Origin of the sequence: Neisseria sp. HMSC061H08 (assembly GCF_001836795.1) — a bacterium.
In the GTDB taxonomy this organism is placed as follows: Bacteria; Pseudomonadota; Gammaproteobacteria; order Burkholderiales; family Neisseriaceae; genus Neisseria; species Neisseria subflava_A.
This window is the reverse complement of sequence record NZ_KV830588.1, coordinates 259398-278626: the sequence shown is the minus strand read 5'-3', so window position 1 is coordinate 278626 and position 19229 is coordinate 259398. Positions and strand designations below refer to the sequence as shown.

Annotated in this window: 18 protein-coding genes; 9 read left to right on the top strand and 9 right to left on the bottom strand. The window is 50.6% G+C overall.

The genetic code is table 11. The features are described from left to right. Nucleotides 1–5: 5 nt before the first annotated feature. Nucleotides 6–869 carry a mechanosensitive ion channel family protein gene (locus HMPREF2675_RS10340; protein ID WP_070815003.1) on the bottom strand — a complete coding sequence of 288 codons (864 nt, stop codon included), beginning with the start codon at nt 867–869 and terminating at the stop codon, nt 6–8. A gap of 21 nt (nt 870–890) precedes the next feature. Beyond that, nucleotides 891–1385: a restriction endonuclease gene (locus tag HMPREF2675_RS10335; protein ID WP_070815002.1), complete on the bottom strand. Its 495-nt coding sequence runs from the start codon at nt 1383–1385 to the stop codon at nt 891–893. A 290-nt stretch (nt 1386–1675) separates the two neighbouring features. Here HMPREF2675_RS10335 and HMPREF2675_RS10330 point away from each other — a divergent pair, with 290 nt between their 5' ends. Next, the gene (locus HMPREF2675_RS10330) at nt 1676–2011 is read left to right on the top strand and encodes a hypothetical protein (protein ID WP_003684489.1); all 336 of its coding nucleotides are present in this window, start codon (nt 1676–1678) and stop codon (nt 2009–2011) included. A gap of 444 nt (nt 2012–2455) precedes the next feature. Further along, a complete protein-coding gene (locus tag HMPREF2675_RS10325) occupies nt 2456–4195 on the top strand; it encodes a potassium/proton antiporter (RefSeq protein ID WP_070815001.1) in 1740 nt (579 codons plus the stop codon). A gap of 270 nt (nt 4196–4465) precedes the next feature. Here HMPREF2675_RS10325 and dnaE read toward each other — a convergent pair whose 3' ends face one another. Beyond that, entirely contained in the window at nt 4466–7900 is a 3435-nt protein-coding gene (gene dnaE / locus HMPREF2675_RS10320) for a DNA polymerase III subunit alpha (RefSeq protein WP_070815000.1), read from the bottom strand. A 164-nt stretch (nt 7901–8064) separates the two neighbouring features. Between dnaE and HMPREF2675_RS10315 the strand changes: the two genes are divergently transcribed. Next, nucleotides 8065–8298, top strand: coding sequence for an RNA-binding S4 domain-containing protein (locus HMPREF2675_RS10315; RefSeq protein WP_002221492.1), 234 nt, complete (start codon nt 8065–8067; stop codon nt 8296–8298). Beyond that, on the top strand, nt 8276–8494 hold the full coding sequence (locus HMPREF2675_RS10310; protein ID WP_070814999.1) for a hypothetical protein: 219 nt from the start codon (nt 8276–8278) through the stop codon (nt 8492–8494). Before HMPREF2675_RS10315 ends, HMPREF2675_RS10310 begins: the two co-directional genes overlap by 23 nt. A gap of 99 nt (nt 8495–8593) precedes the next feature. Here HMPREF2675_RS10310 and HMPREF2675_RS10305 read toward each other — a convergent pair whose 3' ends face one another. Both HMPREF2675_RS10305 and yihA read right to left on the bottom strand, forming a co-directional pair. Continuing rightward, nucleotides 8594–9064: a PepSY domain-containing protein gene (locus HMPREF2675_RS10305; protein WP_283127824.1), complete on the bottom strand. Its 471-nt coding sequence runs from the start codon at nt 9062–9064 to the stop codon at nt 8594–8596. Between the two features lie 345 nt (nt 9065–9409). After that, on the bottom strand, nt 9410–10051 hold the full coding sequence (gene yihA, locus HMPREF2675_RS10300; RefSeq protein ID WP_049336942.1) for a ribosome biogenesis GTP-binding protein YihA/YsxC: 642 nt from the start codon (nt 10049–10051) through the stop codon (nt 9410–9412). 215 nt (nt 10052–10266) lie between these two features. On the opposite strand from yihA, the gene HMPREF2675_RS10295 reads away from it, so the two are divergent. From HMPREF2675_RS10295 to rarD, 5 genes are all read left to right on the top strand, one after another. Continuing rightward, nucleotides 10267–10890 carry a c-type cytochrome gene (locus tag HMPREF2675_RS10295; protein WP_003684518.1) on the top strand — a complete coding sequence of 208 codons (624 nt, stop codon included), beginning with the start codon at nt 10267–10269 and terminating at the stop codon, nt 10888–10890. A 265-nt stretch (nt 10891–11155) separates the two neighbouring features. After that, nucleotides 11156–13108, top strand: a complete 1953-nt coding sequence (locus HMPREF2675_RS10290; RefSeq protein WP_070814997.1) for a cytochrome c biogenesis protein ResB — start codon at nt 11156–11158, stop codon at nt 13106–13108. Then, on the top strand, nt 13101–14288 hold the full coding sequence (gene ccsB, locus HMPREF2675_RS10285; protein ID WP_070814996.1) for a c-type cytochrome biogenesis protein CcsB: 1188 nt from the start codon (nt 13101–13103) through the stop codon (nt 14286–14288). The genes HMPREF2675_RS10290 and ccsB overlap by 8 nt, the downstream gene beginning before the upstream one ends. A 99-nt stretch (nt 14289–14387) precedes the next feature. Continuing rightward, the gene (gene tsaD / locus HMPREF2675_RS10280; RefSeq protein ID WP_070814995.1) at nt 14388–15458 is read left to right on the top strand and encodes a tRNA (adenosine(37)-N6)-threonylcarbamoyltransferase complex transferase subunit TsaD; all 1071 of its coding nucleotides are present in this window, start codon (nt 14388–14390) and stop codon (nt 15456–15458) included. A 176-nt stretch (nt 15459–15634) separates the two neighbouring features. Beyond that, entirely contained in the window at nt 15635–16537 is a 903-nt protein-coding gene (gene rarD, locus HMPREF2675_RS10275; RefSeq protein WP_070814994.1) for an EamA family transporter RarD, read from the top strand. 93 nt (nt 16538–16630) lie between these two features. Here rarD and murU read toward each other — a convergent pair whose 3' ends face one another. The 4 genes from murU to HMPREF2675_RS10255 form a co-directional block, all read right to left on the bottom strand. After that, nucleotides 16631–17326, bottom strand: a complete 696-nt coding sequence (gene murU / locus HMPREF2675_RS10270) for an N-acetylmuramate alpha-1-phosphate uridylyltransferase MurU (RefSeq protein WP_070814993.1) — start codon at nt 17324–17326, stop codon at nt 16631–16633. Between the two features lie 86 nt (nt 17327–17412). Further along, nucleotides 17413–17913: a 4-hydroxyphenylacetate 3-monooxygenase, reductase component gene (hpaC, locus tag HMPREF2675_RS10265; RefSeq protein WP_070814992.1), complete on the bottom strand. Its 501-nt coding sequence runs from the start codon at nt 17911–17913 to the stop codon at nt 17413–17415. 10 nt (nt 17914–17923) lie between these two features. Further along, nucleotides 17924–18361: a homoprotocatechuate degradation operon regulator HpaR gene (gene hpaR, locus HMPREF2675_RS10260; protein ID WP_003684610.1), complete on the bottom strand. Its 438-nt coding sequence runs from the start codon at nt 18359–18361 to the stop codon at nt 17924–17926. Between the two features lie 343 nt (nt 18362–18704). Next, a complete protein-coding gene (locus HMPREF2675_RS10255) occupies nt 18705–19211 on the bottom strand; it encodes a protein disulfide oxidoreductase (protein WP_070460484.1) in 507 nt (168 codons plus the stop codon). Between the last annotated feature and the right edge of the window lie 18 nt (nt 19212–19229).

Sequence of the window (19229 nt, the reverse complement as noted above, 5' to 3'; positions counted from 1 at the left end):
CTGGACTATTTTAACTTATTGATTAATCGGCATTGCGTGCGTAAGAATTCGTCCAAAACCGCCTGTTGGATTTCCAAGCGTTTGGCCACGGGTGAGGCAAAGCGCACGATGATGTTGTACACTTTGTCATCATGTGGCACTCGGGATACACGCGGCTGGGCGGCGGGCGTGATAAACAATTTTTGGGTTTGCACGTTTTCCAAATGCTGCTTGATGGCAGGGACATAAGGCTCGCACAATGGCTCAAGAACATCTTTCAGACGGCCTATGATTTCGTCCGAATCCAAATGAATCGGTACGGGGATTTCCACCGTATGAATCACATAATCGCCCAAAATATTGTCGCGGCGCACGGTATGGCTCAAAAGCAGGCTGTTGGGAAACGAGAGCGTTTTGCCGGAAAGCTGGCCGATCAACGGATTAGGGCCGATTTGCATCATCAGCGTGTTCAGCATATTGATATCGACCACCCGTCCGCGCAGGCCGTTGATTTCGATGTAGTCGCCGATGGAGTATTGTTTGGTTACCGAACGCAGGATGCTGCCGGACAAACACATAATCAGCTCTTTGGTTGCCACCACAATCGCCGCGGCCACTGCAAACATCGACAAGGCCAAAGTTTGAATCTGCGCCGCCCAAATCATCGCCAGCCCGAGCAGGATCAGCAGCATGGTTACGTTGCGGCTGAACACCAGCGAGCGGCGTTTGTTTTCGATGCTCAAATCCGGATGGCTGCGAAAATGCGCCGAGAGCAAAATGCTGCGCCCGGCAATAACGGCCACAATCATCAATACCGACATCAATGTCGATTTAATGATTTCTTCACTGACAGGCAAAGCGTTCAGCCATTCATGCATGGTGTTCCACATAATCCTGTTTCCTTTCCCTTCTTAGGCCGTCTGAAAACCCACGCGTTCAAAAATTTCTGCCGCACACGTTTCCGATACCGCAAACAAAGTCGCCACGCTGCCCAAAGCCCGTTGCGCCGCCGCACTCAAATCGTCGCGGCACACTTCGCCCAGCCACTCAACCGGCCGCACCAGCGACATTTTTTCATCGTCCCATTGCGGACAATGTACCGCGCCGCCCGTAATCCTGCCGACCCGATAACGGCGCAGGGCAGGCGAGTAGGTCAATACGGCATCTCCATCGGCCAACTCGTTGACAAACCGCCACATCTGAGCTGCCCCCGATTGCGCCGTTCTCAACTTCACATCCGGCACGGCCGAACGGTAAATATCCGTTAGTTCCTCACGGCCAAAACCCTTGGCCGCCGCTTCGGCCAGCATAGGCCAGGCCAACGCCGCCACACCGCGTTCAAAAAATACGTCATAAAGCGCACCTTGCGTGCTGCGAACCATATAAAGTCTGGCTTGTTTTCCCATTGCAGTACCTGTTTGTTTGAAGAACCCATCCCTTTGTTTCCATGTTACCTGTTACGGCTGAAAAATTCGATATTTTACATTGCCGGAAGGGTTTGAAGTTCTCGCTGAAAATAAATGAATTATAGATGAAAGGCCGTCTGAAAAATAAAATAGGCTTATATATCAACAGATGATATATCGTAACAATATATTAATAACTGTAAAATTTTTTACGTTTGTATCAAAAAAAAGATAAAATGAAAGAATCAATCGCGAAAAATTGCTATTCACTGAACATTAGGAGAGAAAAAATGACCTGCAAAACCCACGAACATCATGACCACGTCCACGGCGCAAACTGCGGCCACACTGCCATCAAACATGAAGGCCACGTCGATTATCTGCACGACGGCCACCTGCACCATGAACACAACGGCCATTACGACGAGCACGCCCTGAGCGTTAATGAAACCAACCCTGACGGCTGCCATCCGGTTGACACCTGCCACGGCCACGTTCACGGCGAAGGTTGCGGCCACGAAGCCGTACCGCACGGCGATCACGTCGACTACATCGTCAACGGCCGTCTGCACCACCAACACGGCGACCACTGCGACGACCACGGCCCGGTTGAAATCGTTAAATAAAACTGTTTTTCAGACGACCTTTAATATGGGGCATTTGTAGAAAAAGGGGGGGTGTATTTTCCCCCCCCCTTTGCTTGGTTTGCCCTGTATTTCAAACTGCTGCGGCTTACCGCCTCAAAATCTGTACTGAACCAATGTATTTACTGGGTGCTTGGCATGATTTCGGGATTGTCGCTTACCTTTGTTTTGGGCTACCTTTACCTATTGGCCAAAAGCTTTTTGCAGTAAACTTTTCAGATAATCTCTCTATACAATAAGGCCGTCTGAGAAGGGGTAAGTTTTATTGGCAGAAAAAGCCGTTTGGGTAAAGCGGTTTGTTGTATGAACGAAGCCGTCTTTCAGACGGTTTTTTTATTTCTGTATAATGGGTAGGCCTTCAGTAAATCTTATTGATTTTATGATACAATTTCGCCTCGTTTTTATTAACGGTAGGACTTTTGCAACGTGGACTGGATGAACAATCTGTTTTTGCTCGGCGGGGCGTTATTGTTTTTAAGCGTGGTTTCGACCACTTTGTCGGCAAGGCTGGGGATGCCGCTTTTGTTAGTGTTTCTGGCGGTTGGAATGTTGGCGGGTGAGGACGGTATCGGGCGCATCGATTTTGACAATTTCGTTTTGGCCAACGTCATCAGCCAGCTTGCGTTAGCCGTCATTTTGCTTGACGGCGGGTTGCGGACCCAGCTTTCAAGTTTCCGAATTGCATTGAAGCCTTCTGCGGTATTGGCGACATGGGGCGTGTTTGCCACCGTGTTGCCTTTAGGATTGTTCGCCACGTTCTATTTGGGTTTGGATTGGAAATTCGGTGTACTGATGGCGGCGATTGTCGGCTCAACCGATGCGGGGGCCGTGTTCAGTCTGCTGCGCCACAGCGGCGTGCGCCTGAATGACAGGGTACAGGCGACTTTGGAAATCGAATCCGGTGCGAACGATCCGATGGCGATTTTTTTAGTTACTGCCCTGATTACCATGATTACCAACCCCGAACAATCAGGTGTGTTGGCGTTTTTATGGATGCTGCTGCTCCAAATCGGCTTCGGCCTGCTGATGGGGTGGGCGGGCGGAATGGTGTTGGCGAAACTCGTACGTCGTCTGAACCTTGCGGAAGGATTGTACGCGCTGATGATTGTGTCAGGCGGCCTGTGGGTATTCGCATTTACCAATACCATCGGTGGCAGCGGCTTCTTGGCGGTTTATCTGGCAGGGATTATCGTCGGCAACCAGCATACCCGCGCAACCGAACACGTTTGGCGCGTGATGGACGGCCTGGCGTGGCTGGCGCAGGCGACTTTGTTCGTCGTACTGGGTTTGTTGGTAACGCCCAGCAGCGTTTGGGAAAAAAGCGTCGATGCCTTGGTTATCGCCGTATTCCTCATGCTGGTCGCCCGTCCGCTTGCCGTTTTCAGCGGCTTGTGGAAATTCGGATACAGTGTGCGTGAAAAAGCCTACATCAGTTGGCTCGGGTTGCGCGGCGCAGTACCGATTTCTTTGGCGATGATGCCTTTAGTCATGGGCGTGCCGAATTCTGAACTGTTGTTCGATGTCGCCTTTGCCGTCGTCGTACTTTCCCTGCTGATTCAAGGAACGACGATACCCGTCATGGCGCGTCTGCTCAAGGTCGCCATGCCGCCCAAACCCGAGCCGGAAGGAATGCACGACATTTGGCTGTCGGAACGCGAAGCTGTGGCTTTGTTTTCTTTCAAGGTAACGAAGGAATCTGAGGCGGAAGGCAAGCATCCCGATGCCGTTGCCCCCATTTCGGAATCGTTTGACTTGCGCTGTTTCGCGCTGATACGTGACGGGCGGAAAATCGAAATGCAGAATGATACGGTTTTGAGGGAAGGCGATACGGCTTGGTATATCCTGCCTGACAGCCAAGTGGACAAAATGGCGAAATACTTCAGTGAAACCGGGCAGAATGTGCGCGAAAATTTCGATTTCTTCGGCGAATTTGCTGTCGACCCGTATGTCAATACCGGCGATTTGGCAGCGGCGTACGGGTTGAAGCTGGAAGACGGCGAAGCCGGTATGAGCCTGCTCGAATGGTTTCAATCCAGAGGAGGCAGCGCGCAGCCCGTCGAGGGCGACCGCATTGTCGTTGACGGGTTTTCATTGACGGTTAAAGAAACCGATCAGAACGGTGTCGTGAAGAGTATGGGGTTGAAAGTACCACGTCGGGAAAGCTAGGCTATGTCGTGATTTCTACACAAAAAACCAAACGACGACAGATTTTTTGTATATTGGTGCTTGCAACATTTATTGCAGTGATGGTATAGCCTTATGTTTGGGCACAATATTTTGATTTAGGAATGAATACGCCGGATAGAATTTGTTAAAACTACAGGGTATTTATTTTATGGCAATACTTTCATTCTAGAAAAATCATAAAGGAAAATAGCTTTTGTAATGAAATTGAAAAAGGCCGTCTGAACGTATGGTTTCAGACGGCCTTTAGTGTTACCAATTCACGCGGACTGCCCTGCTGCCGAGCAGTGTTTCCAGTTCTTCAAACAAGGCGGTGCTTGGCGTTACCATCCATTTGGGCGCAATTTTCAATTTGCCCGATGCTTTGCCGTTGCTGTACGACAGTTGCAGCGGGATGTGCGCCGTATCGGGCAGGCGGTGGGCGGTGAGGATGGCGGCGAGGCGTTCGATGTCGTGGCCGGGGGCGAGGGCGAGGGCGAGGCTGCGGGCGTAGCGTTCGCGCGCCATTTGCAGGGTCATGACTTGGTTTGCCATGATGCGCAGCCCGTCGCCGCCGCCGTAGTCGTCGCGGCTGACTTTGGATTCGATAATCAGCACTTGGTCGGATTTGAGGTAGTCGGCGCAGTTTTCCAGCGTCTGGCCGCTGACCATGATTTCAATCTGCCCGCTCAAATCTTCGAGGCTGACGAAGGCGATTTTGCCGCGCTTGCCCATCATGGTGCGCACGGCGGTCACGAATCCGGCGAGGCGCACGCTGTCTTGCGGTTTCAGACGGCCTAATTTGGTCGGGGCGATTTGGCGGACTTCTTGGGCATACGGGCCGAACGGGTGGCCGGACAGGTAAAAGCCGATGACGGTTTTCTCTTCGGCGAGTTTTTCCGATTCGCTCCACATGGGCGCGTCGATGAGCTGCACCGGTTCGATGGCGTCTTCCATCATGTCGAAAAGCCCGCCCTGATTGGCGTTGGCGGCTTTTTGGTCGGCGTTGTTCATGGCAAGGTCGATGTTAGCCAAGAGCATGGCGCGGTTGGGTTCGATGCTGTCGAACGCGCCGCCGCGTATCAGGGCTTCGAGGGTGCGGCGGTTCATGTGTTCTTTGCCGACGCGCTCGCAGAAGTCCAAGAGGCCGGTAAACTTGCCGCCGCTTTGCCGCGCGGCGATGATGGATTCGACGGCGGCTTCGCCCGTGCCTTTAATCGCGCCGAGTGCGTAGCGGATTTTCATGTTCGGATACGGCGTGAAGCGGTAGTCGGATTCGTTGATGTCGGGCGGCAGGAACTCGATGCCGTTGGCGCGGCAGTCGTCGTAGAAATGTTTGAGCTGGTCGGTGTTGTCCAATTCAGACGACATGGTTGCCGCCATAAATTCGGCAGGATAATGGGCTTTGAGCCATGCGGTCTGGTAGGAAATCAGGGCGTAGGCGGCGGCGTGGGATTTGTTGAAACCGTAGCCGGCGAATTTTTCCATGTAGTTAAAGATTTCGTCGGATTTTTCGCGCGAAATCCCTTGTTTGGCCGCGCCTTCAGCGAAGATTTCGCGGTGTTTCACCATTTCTTCGGGTTTTTTCTTACCCATGGCGCGGCGCAACAAGTCTGCACCACCGAGTGAGTAGCCGCCGATAATCTGCGCCGCCTGCATCACTTGTTCCTGATACACCATAATCCCGTAAGTCGGCGCAAGGATGCCTTCGAGCAGCGGGTGGATGTATTGGAATTCCTGTCCCTTCATACGCGCGACGAAGTCGGGGATGTTGTCCATCGGGCCGGGGCGGTAGAGCGATACGAAGGCGATGAGTTCTTCAAACTTGGTCGTGTGCGCCGTTTTCAGCATTTTTTTCATGCCGGTCGACTCGAACTGGAAGACGGCGGTGGTGTTCGCATCGCGGAAGATTTGGTAGGCGGCCTGGTCGTCAAGCGGAATCTTGCCAACATCGACGATATCGCCGGTGGTGTTTTTGATGTTGTTCTGTGCCATTTCGATAATGGTTAAGTTGCGCAGACCCAAAAAGTCGAATTTCACCAAACCCACGTCTTCCACGTCGCCCTTGTCGTACATGGATACGGGCGAGGCGGATTCGTCCGCTTGATACACGGGGCTGTAATCGGAAATCTTGCCCGGTGCAATCAACACGCCGCCTGCGTGCATACCCAAACCGCGTGTCAAATCTTCCAGCTTTTTCGCCAGCGTAATCAGTTCGTCTGCTTCTTCCGCTTCGATTAATTCCTGAATTTGCGGTTCGGCCTCCATGGCTTTTTCCAAACTCAGGGGTTTGTTGGCTTCTAACGGAATCAGCTTGGACAGTTTGTCGCACAGCATGAACGGCAGTTCCAGCACGCGTCCCACGTCGCGGATGACCGCTTTGGACGACATCGTGCCGAAGGTGACAATCTGGCTGACCGCCTCCGCGCCGTATTTCTCGCGCACATATTCAATCACGCGGCCGCGGTTTGCCTGACAGAAGTCGACGTCAAAGTCGGGCATGGAAACGCGTTCGGGGTTTAAGAAACGTTCGAACAGCAGCGCGTATTTGAGCGGATCAAGGTCGGTAATCTTCAATGAATACGCTACCAGTGAGCCTGCACCCGAACCACGGCCCGGCCCGACCGGACAGCCGTGCGTTTTCGCCCAGTTGATAAAGTCTTGTACGATAAGGAAATAGCCGGGGAATTTCATCTGGATGATGATGTTCAGCTCAAAATCCAAACGTTCCTGATATTCCGGCATTTTTGCCGCACGCTCCGCCTCGTCGGGATAAAGCTGAACCATGCGTTCCTGCAAACCCTCATTGGACAGTTTCACCAAATAATCATCCAGCGACAGACCGTCCGGAGTAGGGAAGAGCGGTAGGAAGTTTTTGCCCAATGTGATGTGCAGATTGCAGCGTTTGGCAATTTCCACCGTGTTTTCCAAGGCTTCAGGTAAATCGGAGAAACGTTCGGCCATCGTTTCCGGCGGAATGAAAAACTGGCTCGGCGTAAAATCGCGCGGACGTTTCTTGTCCGTCAGTACCCAACCGCCCGCGATGCACACCCGCGCCTCGTGCGCGTTGAAATCATCGCTGCTCATAAACTGGGTTGGATGCGTTGCCACTACCGGTAAGCCCAATTCTTCCGCCAGTTTCACGCTGCCCGAAACGCAGGCTTCCCATTCAGGGCGTTCGGGCAGGCGTTGCAGCTCTAAATAAAACGCATTGGGGAACCACGCCGCATATTTCAACGCCGCCGCACGCGCCACGTCTTCATTGCCGTTCAACAGATTCACGCCCACTTCGCCGTAATGTGCGCCGCTCAAACAAATCAAGCCGCTGTTGTCGCCGTTTTCCAGCCATTCGGGATTGAGTTCCGCATGATGGATATTGCGGTCTTTGCCGACATAAGCCGCCGTCAAAAGCTCGCTCAAGCGCAGATAGCCCGCATCGTTGCGGATAATCAGCATGGCGCGGAACGGCTTGTCGGGCGCATTCGGATTGCCTATCCATACATCCGCCGCGCCGATGGGCTTAATCCCTGCACCGCGGCAGGCTTTATAGAATTTCACCAAGCCGAATTCGTTCATCAAATCGCTGATACCCAAAGCAGGCAAACCGTATTCCTGCGCTTTGGCAATCAGTTTTTTAATCCGCACCATACCGTCGGTAATCGAGAATTCGGTATGCAGGCGCAGGGGGATATAGGTCGGCTCGGTCATGGCAAAATCGGCGTGAACAATAAAAGGCGTATTGTAGCAGGGTTGGCAGCTAAAGGCCGTCTGAAAACCAAATGTAATGGGGTTGGATAAAGCAAATAAAACAGAAGAGGCTTTCTTTCAGACGGCCATGTTAAAATATCGCCATTATTGAAAAGGATTGAATGATGGAAGCAACAGTCTATCTTGAAGACAACGAATACATCGCTTTATGCGACCTGTTGAAATTGGCCGGCCTTGCCGAAAGTGGCGGACAGGCAAAAGCGTTTATCGCCGAAGGGCTGGTGTTGCGCAACGGCGAAACCGAAACCCGTAAGACCGCCAAAATACGCGGCGGCGAAGTGATTGAATTTGACGGCGCACGCTTGGAAATTGCCGATGGATACGACCCTGAAGAATAAAGCCGAAGCCATCTTGGGCGAACCGCTTTTAGACGAACCCGTCCGCCCCGAGTCGTGGGAATGTTGCGGCAGTGAATGCGGCGATGCCTGTATCCAGACAATGTATTGGGCGGAAAAAGCACGTTATGATGCGCAACAGAGGAAATTGAAAGAAGCGGGTTGGGTAGGCGGCAAAGATAGTGCAAAGGCCGTCTGAAAACGATTGGCTTGATGTAAATCGTGTTTTAAATAATGCTGCATTAAAGCCAATGCCGTCTGAAAGTTTCAGACGGCATTGGCTTTTTTAAAGTTTAAATTAAGATTTTGTTACCTCGGAAGTGGTTGCATTTTCAGGTGTGTCAGGTGCAGCATCGGCAGGAGCCTGATAATCTGTATTTTGCGATGAAGAGGGTTCGGTATTGTCATAGTTATCATGTTTATGATGCTTATCATGTTTACCAAAGTGTCGTTTGTCTTGATCGTCATCTTGTGTTACTGCCAATACTTTGCCGTTTTGAGCATCAACTAAAGCTTCGTATTCGACGCTATCTTTCAAGATTTCTACTTTGTAACGACCTCCCAAATGTTGTTTGTATTTGTAATCGACATCTTTAACGACGCCGCCCACTTCTGCTACTGCTGCTGCGGCTGCTTGCTGGCCGGAAACCTTTGCAAACATACCTTCTTTGAAAGCCATGGTACCTGCCGCACCGGCAACGCCCAAACTTGAAGCAATAATACCGGCAATGATGAGTTTTTTTGAAATAAAAGCGTTAATGCGTTTCATGATTTTCTTTCCTACTGTGTTGTTGAACGATGAATGCATTCTATGTCTCAACAATTAGCTGAATATGAGCAAAACGCTAAGATGTGTAATTGGTGACAATACTAAAATTAACATTTTAATAATAATGGAGAACGAAGCCGCGCTTTCAGACGGCCTTGCTGATATGTTGTGATGGCATATTTGGCGGAGATTGTGGTTTGCGTGTGAAAACAAAAAAAGCGTGATGAAAAAAAGGCATGTGTGAGACATGCCCCCGAATTAAATGGTAAACGCGATGGCGAGAAAACAAATGACGGAATAAGATTTGCGGTTGGTCAATTCATCTTATTCCGCCTTGTTTTACAATTACTCAGGCGATGTTTCGCCTGCAAGATTCTCGATTTCTTCGCGATGCGCGTCAAACCATGAACCGACCACTTGATTGACTTCGTCCATGCCTTGTTTTTTCAGGCTGGAGAACAGTTGAACGCTGATTTTTTGACGCTCGGTGTAGGGTTTGAGTGATTTTTTTACCGCCGCCAAAGTTTTAATCTGGTCGTTTTTAGACAGCTTGTCTGCTTTTGACAGCAGGATATGCACAGGGCGACCAGTGATGTGGAAAAAGTCCAGCATTTGAATGTCTAAAGCCTTAAGCGGATGGCGTGAGTCCATAATCAAAATCAGGCCGATCAGTTGGCGACGTTGTTGCAGGTAGTCGCCCAAGAGTTTGACCCAGTGCGCACGAATGGCCTCCGGTACTTGCGCGTAGCCGTAGCCGGGCAAGTCGACCATGAAATTGCCGTTTTCCAGTTCAAAGAAATTAATGTGTTGGGTGCGGCCCGGTGTTTTGGAAACGTAGGCAAGACGCACATGATTGGTTAAAGTATTGATAGCGCTGGATTTGCCGGCATTGCTTCGGCCGACAAAGGCAATCTCGGCCGGCGTGTCGGGCAGGTCTTTCAGATGGTTGACCGTTGTAAAGAATTTGGCGTTTTGAAAAAGGTTCATCAGTATTTCCTTGCATGGAAACAAAACTGCAACATCATAATTTGTATCGGGCATTTATGTTGCAGCAGTTTGGTAATTTGAGTAGTAATTTAATGTAAACTTGGTATAGAATAGCACGTTTATAGAATTATCGGTTTTAATCGGGAAAATTCCCCGGTATTTGAGTATAAAAAAGGCATTGACGCGGTACGCAATGCTGTAATCAGGAGCACTCCATGAAACGATTGACTTTATTGGCCTTGGTATTGGCTGCCGGTGCGGTTTCCGCTGCCCCTAAAGCAGATGCTGAAAAAGGCAAACAGGTAGCGACTACTATCTGTGCGGCGTGTCACGCAGCCGATGGTAACAGCGGTATCGCAACTTATCCTAAACTGGCAGGTCAGGCTGCGGCCTACACCTACGGTCAAACCATGGCCATCAAAGACGGTACCCGTACGCACGGTGCTGCCGGCGTAATGAAACCGATGGTGATGAACTTGTCCGAACAAGACATCCGCGACGCTGCCGCCTACTATGCCAAACAACAAGGCAAACCGGGCGAAGCCAATCCTAAAGAAAACCCAGAGCTGGGCGCAAAAATCTATCGCGGCGGCCTGAGCGCTAAAAAACTGCCGGCATGTATGTCTTGCCACGGTCCTAGTGGCGCAGGTATCCCTGGCGGCGGTACTGAAATCCAAGCCTATCCTCGTCTGGGCGGCCAACACAAAGCTTACGTTGTCGAGCAAATGAAAGCTTACCAATCCGGCCAACGCAAAAACGCCATCATGGCCGATATTGCCAACCGTCTGAGCGAAGAAGAGTTGAACGCAGTAGCCAACTTCATCCAAGGTTTGCACTAATTTCGTTTTGAAACGAGCTTATTGATACAGGCCGTCTGAAAACCCTTCAGACGGCCTTAGCCAATATAGGCCGATAAGCCTGATTGGTTTTTTCAAATAGCGACAGCAAGATTTTTACTACAATATGCAGTATTCTTCCTTTCGCATCATAACGTCCATCGCAGCCCGATTGATTGGGTTGTTCAAAGCCGACAGTTGAAACATGAGTAAATCTTCATCATCCGTCCCACTCATCCGCAGACCTTGGTTTGCCTTTTTCAGCTCCATGCGTTTTGCCGTCGCCCTGCTTAGCCTGTTGGGCGTGGCTTCGATTATCGGTACGGTCTTGCAGCAAAACCAGCCACAAGTCGATTATTTGGTGAAATTCGGCCCGTTTTGGTCGCAGATTTTCGGCTTTTTGGGCTTGTACGACGTGTACGCCTCGGCGTGGTTCGTTGTCATCATGATGTTTTTGGTGATTTCCACCGGATTGTGCCTGATTCGCAATGTTCCGCCGTTTTTGCGCGAGATTCGTTCGTTCCGTGAAAACGCGAAGGAAAAATCGCTGGCGGCAATGCGCCATTCCATCGTTTTAGACGGACAGGTGACGCCTGAAGTTGCGCAACGTTATTTGGAAGTACAAGGCTACGGCTGCAAAACCGTTACGCGTGAAGACGGTTCGGTTTTGGTGGCGGCGAAAAAAGGCGCGATGAACAAATGGGGCTATATCTTTGCCCATGCCGCGCTGATTGTGATTTGTTTGGGCGGTTTGATAGACAGCAATATCCTGCTGAAAATCGGTATGCTTACCGGCCAAGTCGTGCCGGACAATACGGCGGTTTATGCCAAAGACTTTAAGCCCGAAAGCGTGTTGGGAGAATCCAACCTGTCGTTTAGGGGCAACGTCAATATCGCGGAAGGGCAGAGCGCGGACGTGGTGTTTCTGAATGCGGATAACGGCATGCTGGTGCAAGACTTGCCGTTTTCCGTCAAATTGAAGAAATTCCATATCGACTTTTACGATACCGGTATGCCGCGCGATTTCGCCAGCGACTTGGAAGTCACAGACAAAGCGACCGGCAAAGTCAGCGAACACACCATCCGCGTCAATCATCCTTTGACGCTGCACGGTATTACGGTTTATCAGGCAAGTTTTGCCGACGGCGGTTCGGACTTGACGTTTAAAGCGTGGAATCTGGCTGATGCCGACCGTACGCCGGTCAAACTTAAAGCGACTTCCATGCGTGAGTTTCCGCTGGATTTGGGCAAGACCTCTTATAAACTGGAATTCGACCAGTTTACTTCGATGAACGTCGAAGACATGAGCGAGCCGTCTGAAAAAGAGCAGAACCTGAAATCCGCCATTAACGATGTTCGCTCCGTCCGTCAAGAAGGCAAAAAATACACCAACATCGGCCCGTCTATCGTTTACCGCATCCGCGACAAAGCAGGGCAGGCGGTCGAATATAAAAACTATATGTTGCCGGTAAAACAAGATGAAGACTATTTCTTCATTACCGGCACACGCAGCGGCTTGGCGCAGCAATACCGCTGGTTGCGCATTCCGATAGATAAAAACGGTAAAATCGATACCTTTATGGCTTTGCGCCAATATTTGAAAGACGATGCGGCACGCCGTAAAACCGTTGTCAACGCCGTTAAAGGCGCGCCTGCCGAAATTCGTGAGCAATTCATGGCGGCGGCAGAAAACACTTTGTCGATTTTTGCCAAAGGCGGCTATTTGGCTTTAGACGAATTTGTTACCACCAATATTCCGAAAGATCAGCAGGAAAAAATGCAGGGCTATTTCTATGAGATGCTCTATGGCGTGATGAATGCCACTTTGGAAGATACGATCAGCACATACAACCTGCCGGCTTGGCCGCAAGATGAAAAACGCAACCGCTTCCTGCTGCATGCAATGGATGCTTACACCGGTTTGACCGAATATCCCGCGCCGATGATGCTGCAACTGGAAAGTTTTACCGAAGTGCGCTCTTCCGGCCTGCAGATGACCCGCTCGCCGGGTGCATTCCTGGTGTATTTGGGTTCGGTATTGCTGGTGTTGGGTACGGTGTTTATGTTCTATATTCGTGAAAAACGTGCTTGGCTGCTGTTTTCAGACGGCCGTATCCGTTTTGCCATGTCTTCCAGCCGCAACGAACGCGACTTGCAGAAAGAATTTCCGCAACACACACGGCAATTGCAGCAGCTTGCCAAGGATTTGAACCATGAATAACAAACATCAGGCCTTGCCCGAGCATGAGCTTCTGACACACAAATCATTTATCCGAAACCTCAACCTTTTCGACTGGGCATTTGCGCTGCTGATTGCAGTCGGTGCGTTTATTGCCCAAACCCAGTCCGGTCTGCACATGGACATCTACGAAATGGTAATTTTGTGGGCGAGTGCCGGTATTGCCGTTTTTCTGGGTTGGTTTTTCAAACCGATGCGCTGGTTTATCCCTGTGGGCGTGTGCTTGGCGTATTTGGCCGTTGATTTGTATGGCGGCGACATCAAACGCGCAGACGGCTTCCTGCTCAAATACCTGTTAAGCAGCCAGTCGGCGATTATGTGGCAATGCGCGTTTGTGTTCTTCGCCTTGTTTGCCTATATCATCGGCGCGATAGCGGCGGTGCGCAAAAATGTGCCGTCCAATACGCTTTTGGGCATGGGTACCGTGTTTGCGTGGGTTTCCGCGATGGCGGGCTTTGTCGGTTTGCTGGTGCGCTGGCATGAAAGCTATCTGCTGCGTCCCGATGCCGGCCATATTCCGGTTTCCAACCTTTATGAAGTATTTATCTTGTTCTTGGTCATTACGGCGCTGATGTATCTCTATTACGAAGGCCGTTTTGCCGTACAAAAACTGGGCGGATTTGTCTTCAGCTTTATGGCGGTCGTAGTCGGATTTGTCTTGTGGTACAGCGTTTCGCGCGAGGCGCATACCATTCAGCCGCTGATTCCTGCTTTGCAGTCTTGGTGGATGAAAATCCACGTTCCGGCCAACTTTATCGGCTACGGCGCATTCTGTATCGCCGCCATGCTGGGTATTGCCGAACTGTTGGCGCTCAGAAAAGAAGATGCGGGCAAAAAATCATGGCTGCCGCAATCTCAAGTTATTGAAGAAGTCATGTACAAAGCGATTGCCGTCGGTTTCCTATTCTTCACCATTGCCACCATTCTCGGCGCATTGTGGGCGGCCGACGCGTGGGGCCGCTATTGGAGCTGGGACCCGAAAGAGACTTGGGCATTCATCGTTTGGCTGAATTACGCGGTCTGGTTGCATTTGCGGCTGGTGGCAGGCTGGCGCGGCAAAGTGTTGGCTTGGTGGGCGGTCATCGGCCTGGTCATTACCGCCTTTGCCTTTATCGGCGTGAATATGTTCTTAAGCGGCCTGCATTCTTACGGCACTTTGTAAACCGCTTATTCCGCACTTTATTTCAGACGGCCTTTTTCCGTTTTCGGAGAAAACGCCGTCTGAATCGTTTTTAATCATTTTTTCAGACGGCCTCAAACCATGTTGGTATTAGGAATTGAATCATCTTGCGACGAAACCGGCGTTGCGCTCTACGATACCGAGCGCGGCCTGTTGGCGCATCATTTGCACACACAAATGGCGATGCACGCCGAATACGGCGGCGTTGTCCCCGAATTGGCCAGCCGCGACCATATCCGCCGTGTGGTGCCGTTGACGCAAGGTTGCTTGAAGGAAGCAGGCGTAGGCTATGCCGACATCGACGCGGTTGCCTTTACGCAAGGCCCGGGCTTGGGCGGCGCATTGCTGGCCGGTTCGGGCTTCGCCAATGCGTTGGCATTTGCCATCGGTAAGCCCGTTATCCCCGTCCACCATCTTGAAGGCCATTTGCTCTCGCCCTTGTTGGCAGACGACAAGCCCGAGTTTCCATTTGTCGCTTTGCTGGTGTCGGGCGGACATACGCAATTTATGGCTGTACGCGGTATCGGCGATTACACCTTGCTGGGTGAGAGCGTGGATGATGCGGCAGGCGAGGCGTTCGATAAAACGGCCAAGCTGTTGGGTTTGCCTTATCCCGGCGGTGCCAAATTATCCGAGCTGGCCAAACTCGGTACGCCTGATGCTTTCACATTCCCACGCCCCATGCTCCATTCGCACGATTTGCAGATGAGCTTTTCTGGTTTGAAAACCGCCGTTTTGACCGCTGTCGAAAAAGTCCGTGCCGAAACCGGCAGCGATGAAATTCCCGAACAGACGCGTAACGACATTTGCCGCGCTTTCCAAGATGCGGTAGTCGATGTGTTGGCGGCCAAAGCCAAAAAAGCGTTGTTGGATACAGGCTTCAGAACTTTGGTGGTTGCCGGCGGTGTGGGAGCAAACTGGAAACTGCGTGATGAGTTTTCACGGTTGACCGTCAAAATGCCGTTTGAAAAAGGCAAACCTAAACCGCAGGAAGAAAAAATCAATGTTTATTTCCCGCCGATGGCATACTGTACCGACAACGGCGCAATGATTGCCTTTGCCGGTGCGATGCGTCTTGCCGAGCGTCAGGCTGTCGGTGCATTCAATGTCAAACCGCGTTGGCCGCTGTCGGATATTGTGAAGCAGGGCTGATGTATTAGACTGCTTCGATGCAATGAAAGGCCGTCTGAAAACCTGAAGATATGGTTTTCAGACGGCCTTTAATGAAACGGATGTTTGCGGTACAACTTCATTCAAAAAGATGAGTAATTTTTTCATCCGTTTTTTCTACAATATTAACTTTGATTGATTGCAAAAGGCAGTCTGAAATGACGAATTTATCCAAAGGTTTGCTGGCTGCGATAGCGTCCAATTTGTTGTTTGCCATGCTGTTTCTGTACGGCGTATGGATGCAGCCGATGAGTGGCACAGAAATTTTCGCGTGGCGTATGGTGGCGATGTTGTCGGCTTTATGCGTGCTGATGACGATGGTCAACGGTTGGCGGGCGGCGGCGCGGTTTGCGAGCAATATCGGCCGCGATTGGAAGCGGTGGCTATTGATTGTATTGCCGACGCCGATATTTGCCAGCCAGTTGTGGCTGTTTGTCTGGGGGCCGGTCAACGGGGAAGGGGTAAACATCGCCATGGGTTATTTCCTGTTTCCTTTGGCGATGATGCTGGGCGGACGGATTTGGTTTAAAGAGCGTTTAAACCGATTGCAGACGGTTTCCGTTGCGTTGGCGTGTGCAGGCGTGGCATGTGAATTGGTACGGTCGGGTGCGTTTTCGTGGACGACTGTATGGGTGTTCGGCACCTATCCGTTTTATTATCTGCCACGCCGAAAACTGGGTGTGCCTTCTTTAATCGGTCTGACTTTTGATTTGATGATGATTACGCCATTTGCGTTGGCGTATATTATATTTGCAACGGATACGCCGGCGATGATTGCGGCCAAACCGGTTTTAATTTTCTTTATTGTGTTGCTAGGCTTCAATAGCGCAATATCTATGCATTTGAATTTGAAGGCGAGTCAGTTGTTGCAGGTTGCGGTGTTCGGCATGTTGAGCTATTTGGAGCCTGTATTGCTTTTTATTGTGTCGATTGTATGGCTGGGTGAGCCGGTGCAAAAAGGCGCATTGATCGGCTATGGCCTGATTTGGTCGGGATTGTGCGTGATGATTGTCAATGGCTTGTTGGGAATGAAGAAAGAAAAGAAATTGGCTAAAGCTTGATGATAGATTAAGGCCGTCTGAAAACTGAGTTGGTCAATATTTTCAGACGGCCTTTGATATTGAAAGGGACGTATCGGATACGCCCCTTTTGTTTTACCAGCTTTGGGCGACACGGTCGGCTTCTTGCATGCGTTCGACTGTGCCGACGTCCAACCAAAGGCCGTTGTGGTGTTCGCCGCTGATTTGGCTTTGGCTCATGGCTTGACGCAACAGAGGGGCAAGTTTGGCAGCCTGATGCGCCGGGGTATCTTTGAAAAGTGCGGGATGATAAACGCCCACGCCGCTGAAAGTCAGGGCTTGGCCGTCTGCAGATGAGGCGGATACCAGGCCGTCTGAAAGCAGGCTGAAGTCGCCTTCGGGATGATGGGGCGGATTATCCACCAGCCACAAATGGGCGAGAAGGTTGTGTTCCTGCATACGCTGGGCAGCCAGTCGTGCAGCTTGGAAATCAATGTCAGTCAACACATCGCCATTGACGACCAAAAACGGCTCGTCGCCCAAAAGAGGCAGGGCGGTGGCAATGCCACCGGCGGTTTCCAGGCCTCCGGCGAGTTCTGGAGAATAGGCAATGCACACGCCGTAGTCCGAACCATCTTTCAAGGTGTCTTCAATTTGTTGGCCAAGCCAGGCGTGGTTGATGACGATTTCATTGAATCCGGCCTGCTGCAGGCGGCGCAAGTGCCAGCCGATAAGCGGCGTGCCTGCTACTTCGAGTAAGGGTTTGGGCGTATGGTCGGTCAGAGGGCGCATGCGTTCGCCACGACCGGCGGCCAGTATCATTGCTTTCATGGGTGTGCCTATAATGTGTGAAACAGAAAAGGTCTCAGGCCGTCTGAAAAATGAAACCGATGTTTCAGACGGCCTGAGACCTTTATTTATGCCAAAGATTTGAATTGTCTACGGAAATACAGCAATGCCGGCGCTTGCGTGTCGGTATTGCGGATTTCGTTGAGCTGAACGAAAAAGACGTAATGCGTGCCGATTTCGTGTTGATCGACAATGCTGCCGTGCAGGTGCGCCAGCGCGCCTTCGACTTCGAGCTGTCCGGTTTGTCCTCTATGCCAAATATGGTATTCGAAGCGTTCTTCGGGCGAGAGGTCGGCCAGTCCGGCAAAATGTTCGGCAACATCCTGCTGGCTGTCGTTGAGCGTGTTGATACACAAATCACGGTTGCCTTGCAGGATGGGAATGATGGCGGATTGGCGGTTGATGCACAGCATGACCGTCGGCGGCTCATCGGTAACGGCAGTTACGGCAGTCATAGTAATGCCATAGCGTCCCGTTTCGCCGTCTGTCGTGATAACGTGTACGCCGGCGGCACAGGAGGCCATGGCATCTCGAAATGGTCCCTTGAGTGTGTGTGTTGAGTCTGTCATCCGGCTTTCTTTATTTTAATGCCTGTTCGATTTTTGCCAGCTCTGCCAAGAGTTCTTTGAGTTGTGCCATTTTTTCTTTGGACAGAACTTTTTCAATCGCATCGTAGCGTTCGTCAACCAATGCACCGATGGATTCATAGAGTTTCTCACCTTCGGGCGTTAGTTTCAGATAAACACGGCGTTGGTCGTTGGAAGGCTTCAGGCGAACGGCCAAACCTGCTTTTTCCAGGCGAGTCAGAATGCCGGTCAGGCTGGGGCGAAGGATGCAGGCCTGATTGGCCAAATCTTGAAAGTCGAGTGTGCCGTTTTCCGCTAAGAGCCGGATGATACGCCATTGCTGGTCAGTGATATTGGCTTGGTTCAGAATAGGGCGGAATTGGGTCATCAATGCTTCCCGTGCCTGAATCAGACCGATATTGATAGATGCATGTTTAGATTGGTTGGGCATTACTAAGTCTCCGGTGTTATCAAAAATCAAACCGTTGAAGCGTGAGGTAGATTGATAAAGGCGAATATTGCTGTTTTTTTAATGCTGCCGTCGGCAGCCGGGTTTATGGGAACAAAAGCATCACTGCCACAATATTAGATGAGAATCTCTAACAGTTTGTTTTGATAATAATGTTTCCAATTGTTCTTATGGTTATATCTTAGTCTATTTTCTTTATAATCTCAACAAAATGATATGTTATTGGGAAAGCGATAGTTTATTTATTTATGAAATTGAATTGTTTGAATGTATTCAGGTGAAATTATTCTTTAGATTTCCTATTTTTAGTGGATTTTCAATGAATTTAGCTGAAGATATTTGCCAAGTAAATTCTGATTTTTAATCCGATATAACTGGAAAGTCCGGATGTGTGATGAATCATTTTGCCATCTTTTAATATGATAATGGTTGGTGTGACGGCTATGTTCCATTTTTGAGCCATCAGGCCGTCTGAATCGTTGAAGTTTGGAAAGGATAGATTGTTTTGTTGCATATGGTGGGCAATGTCCGCGTCACTTCCGGAGCGCAAGGCTACGCCCAATGTTGGGATATTGTCTTGGTGCAGTTTTTCTATGGTTGATGATGTGTATGAACAAATACGACACCAGCTGCCCCAAAAATAAACGACGGCAACCCGATTTTGGCTGAAGGATTGGAGGGAAGTGGTTTGACCATTGGTTAAAGTCAGTGTTTGTGCTGCCGACTGCAAAGGTTGGTCAGGCTTGCGCACCCAGTCGACAATCAGGGATAAGAAGATGAAGAGAATCACAGCCTGAAGCAATGATTTGGCGTAGTGGAGCAGGGTTTTCATCATATATTGCGGGGATAT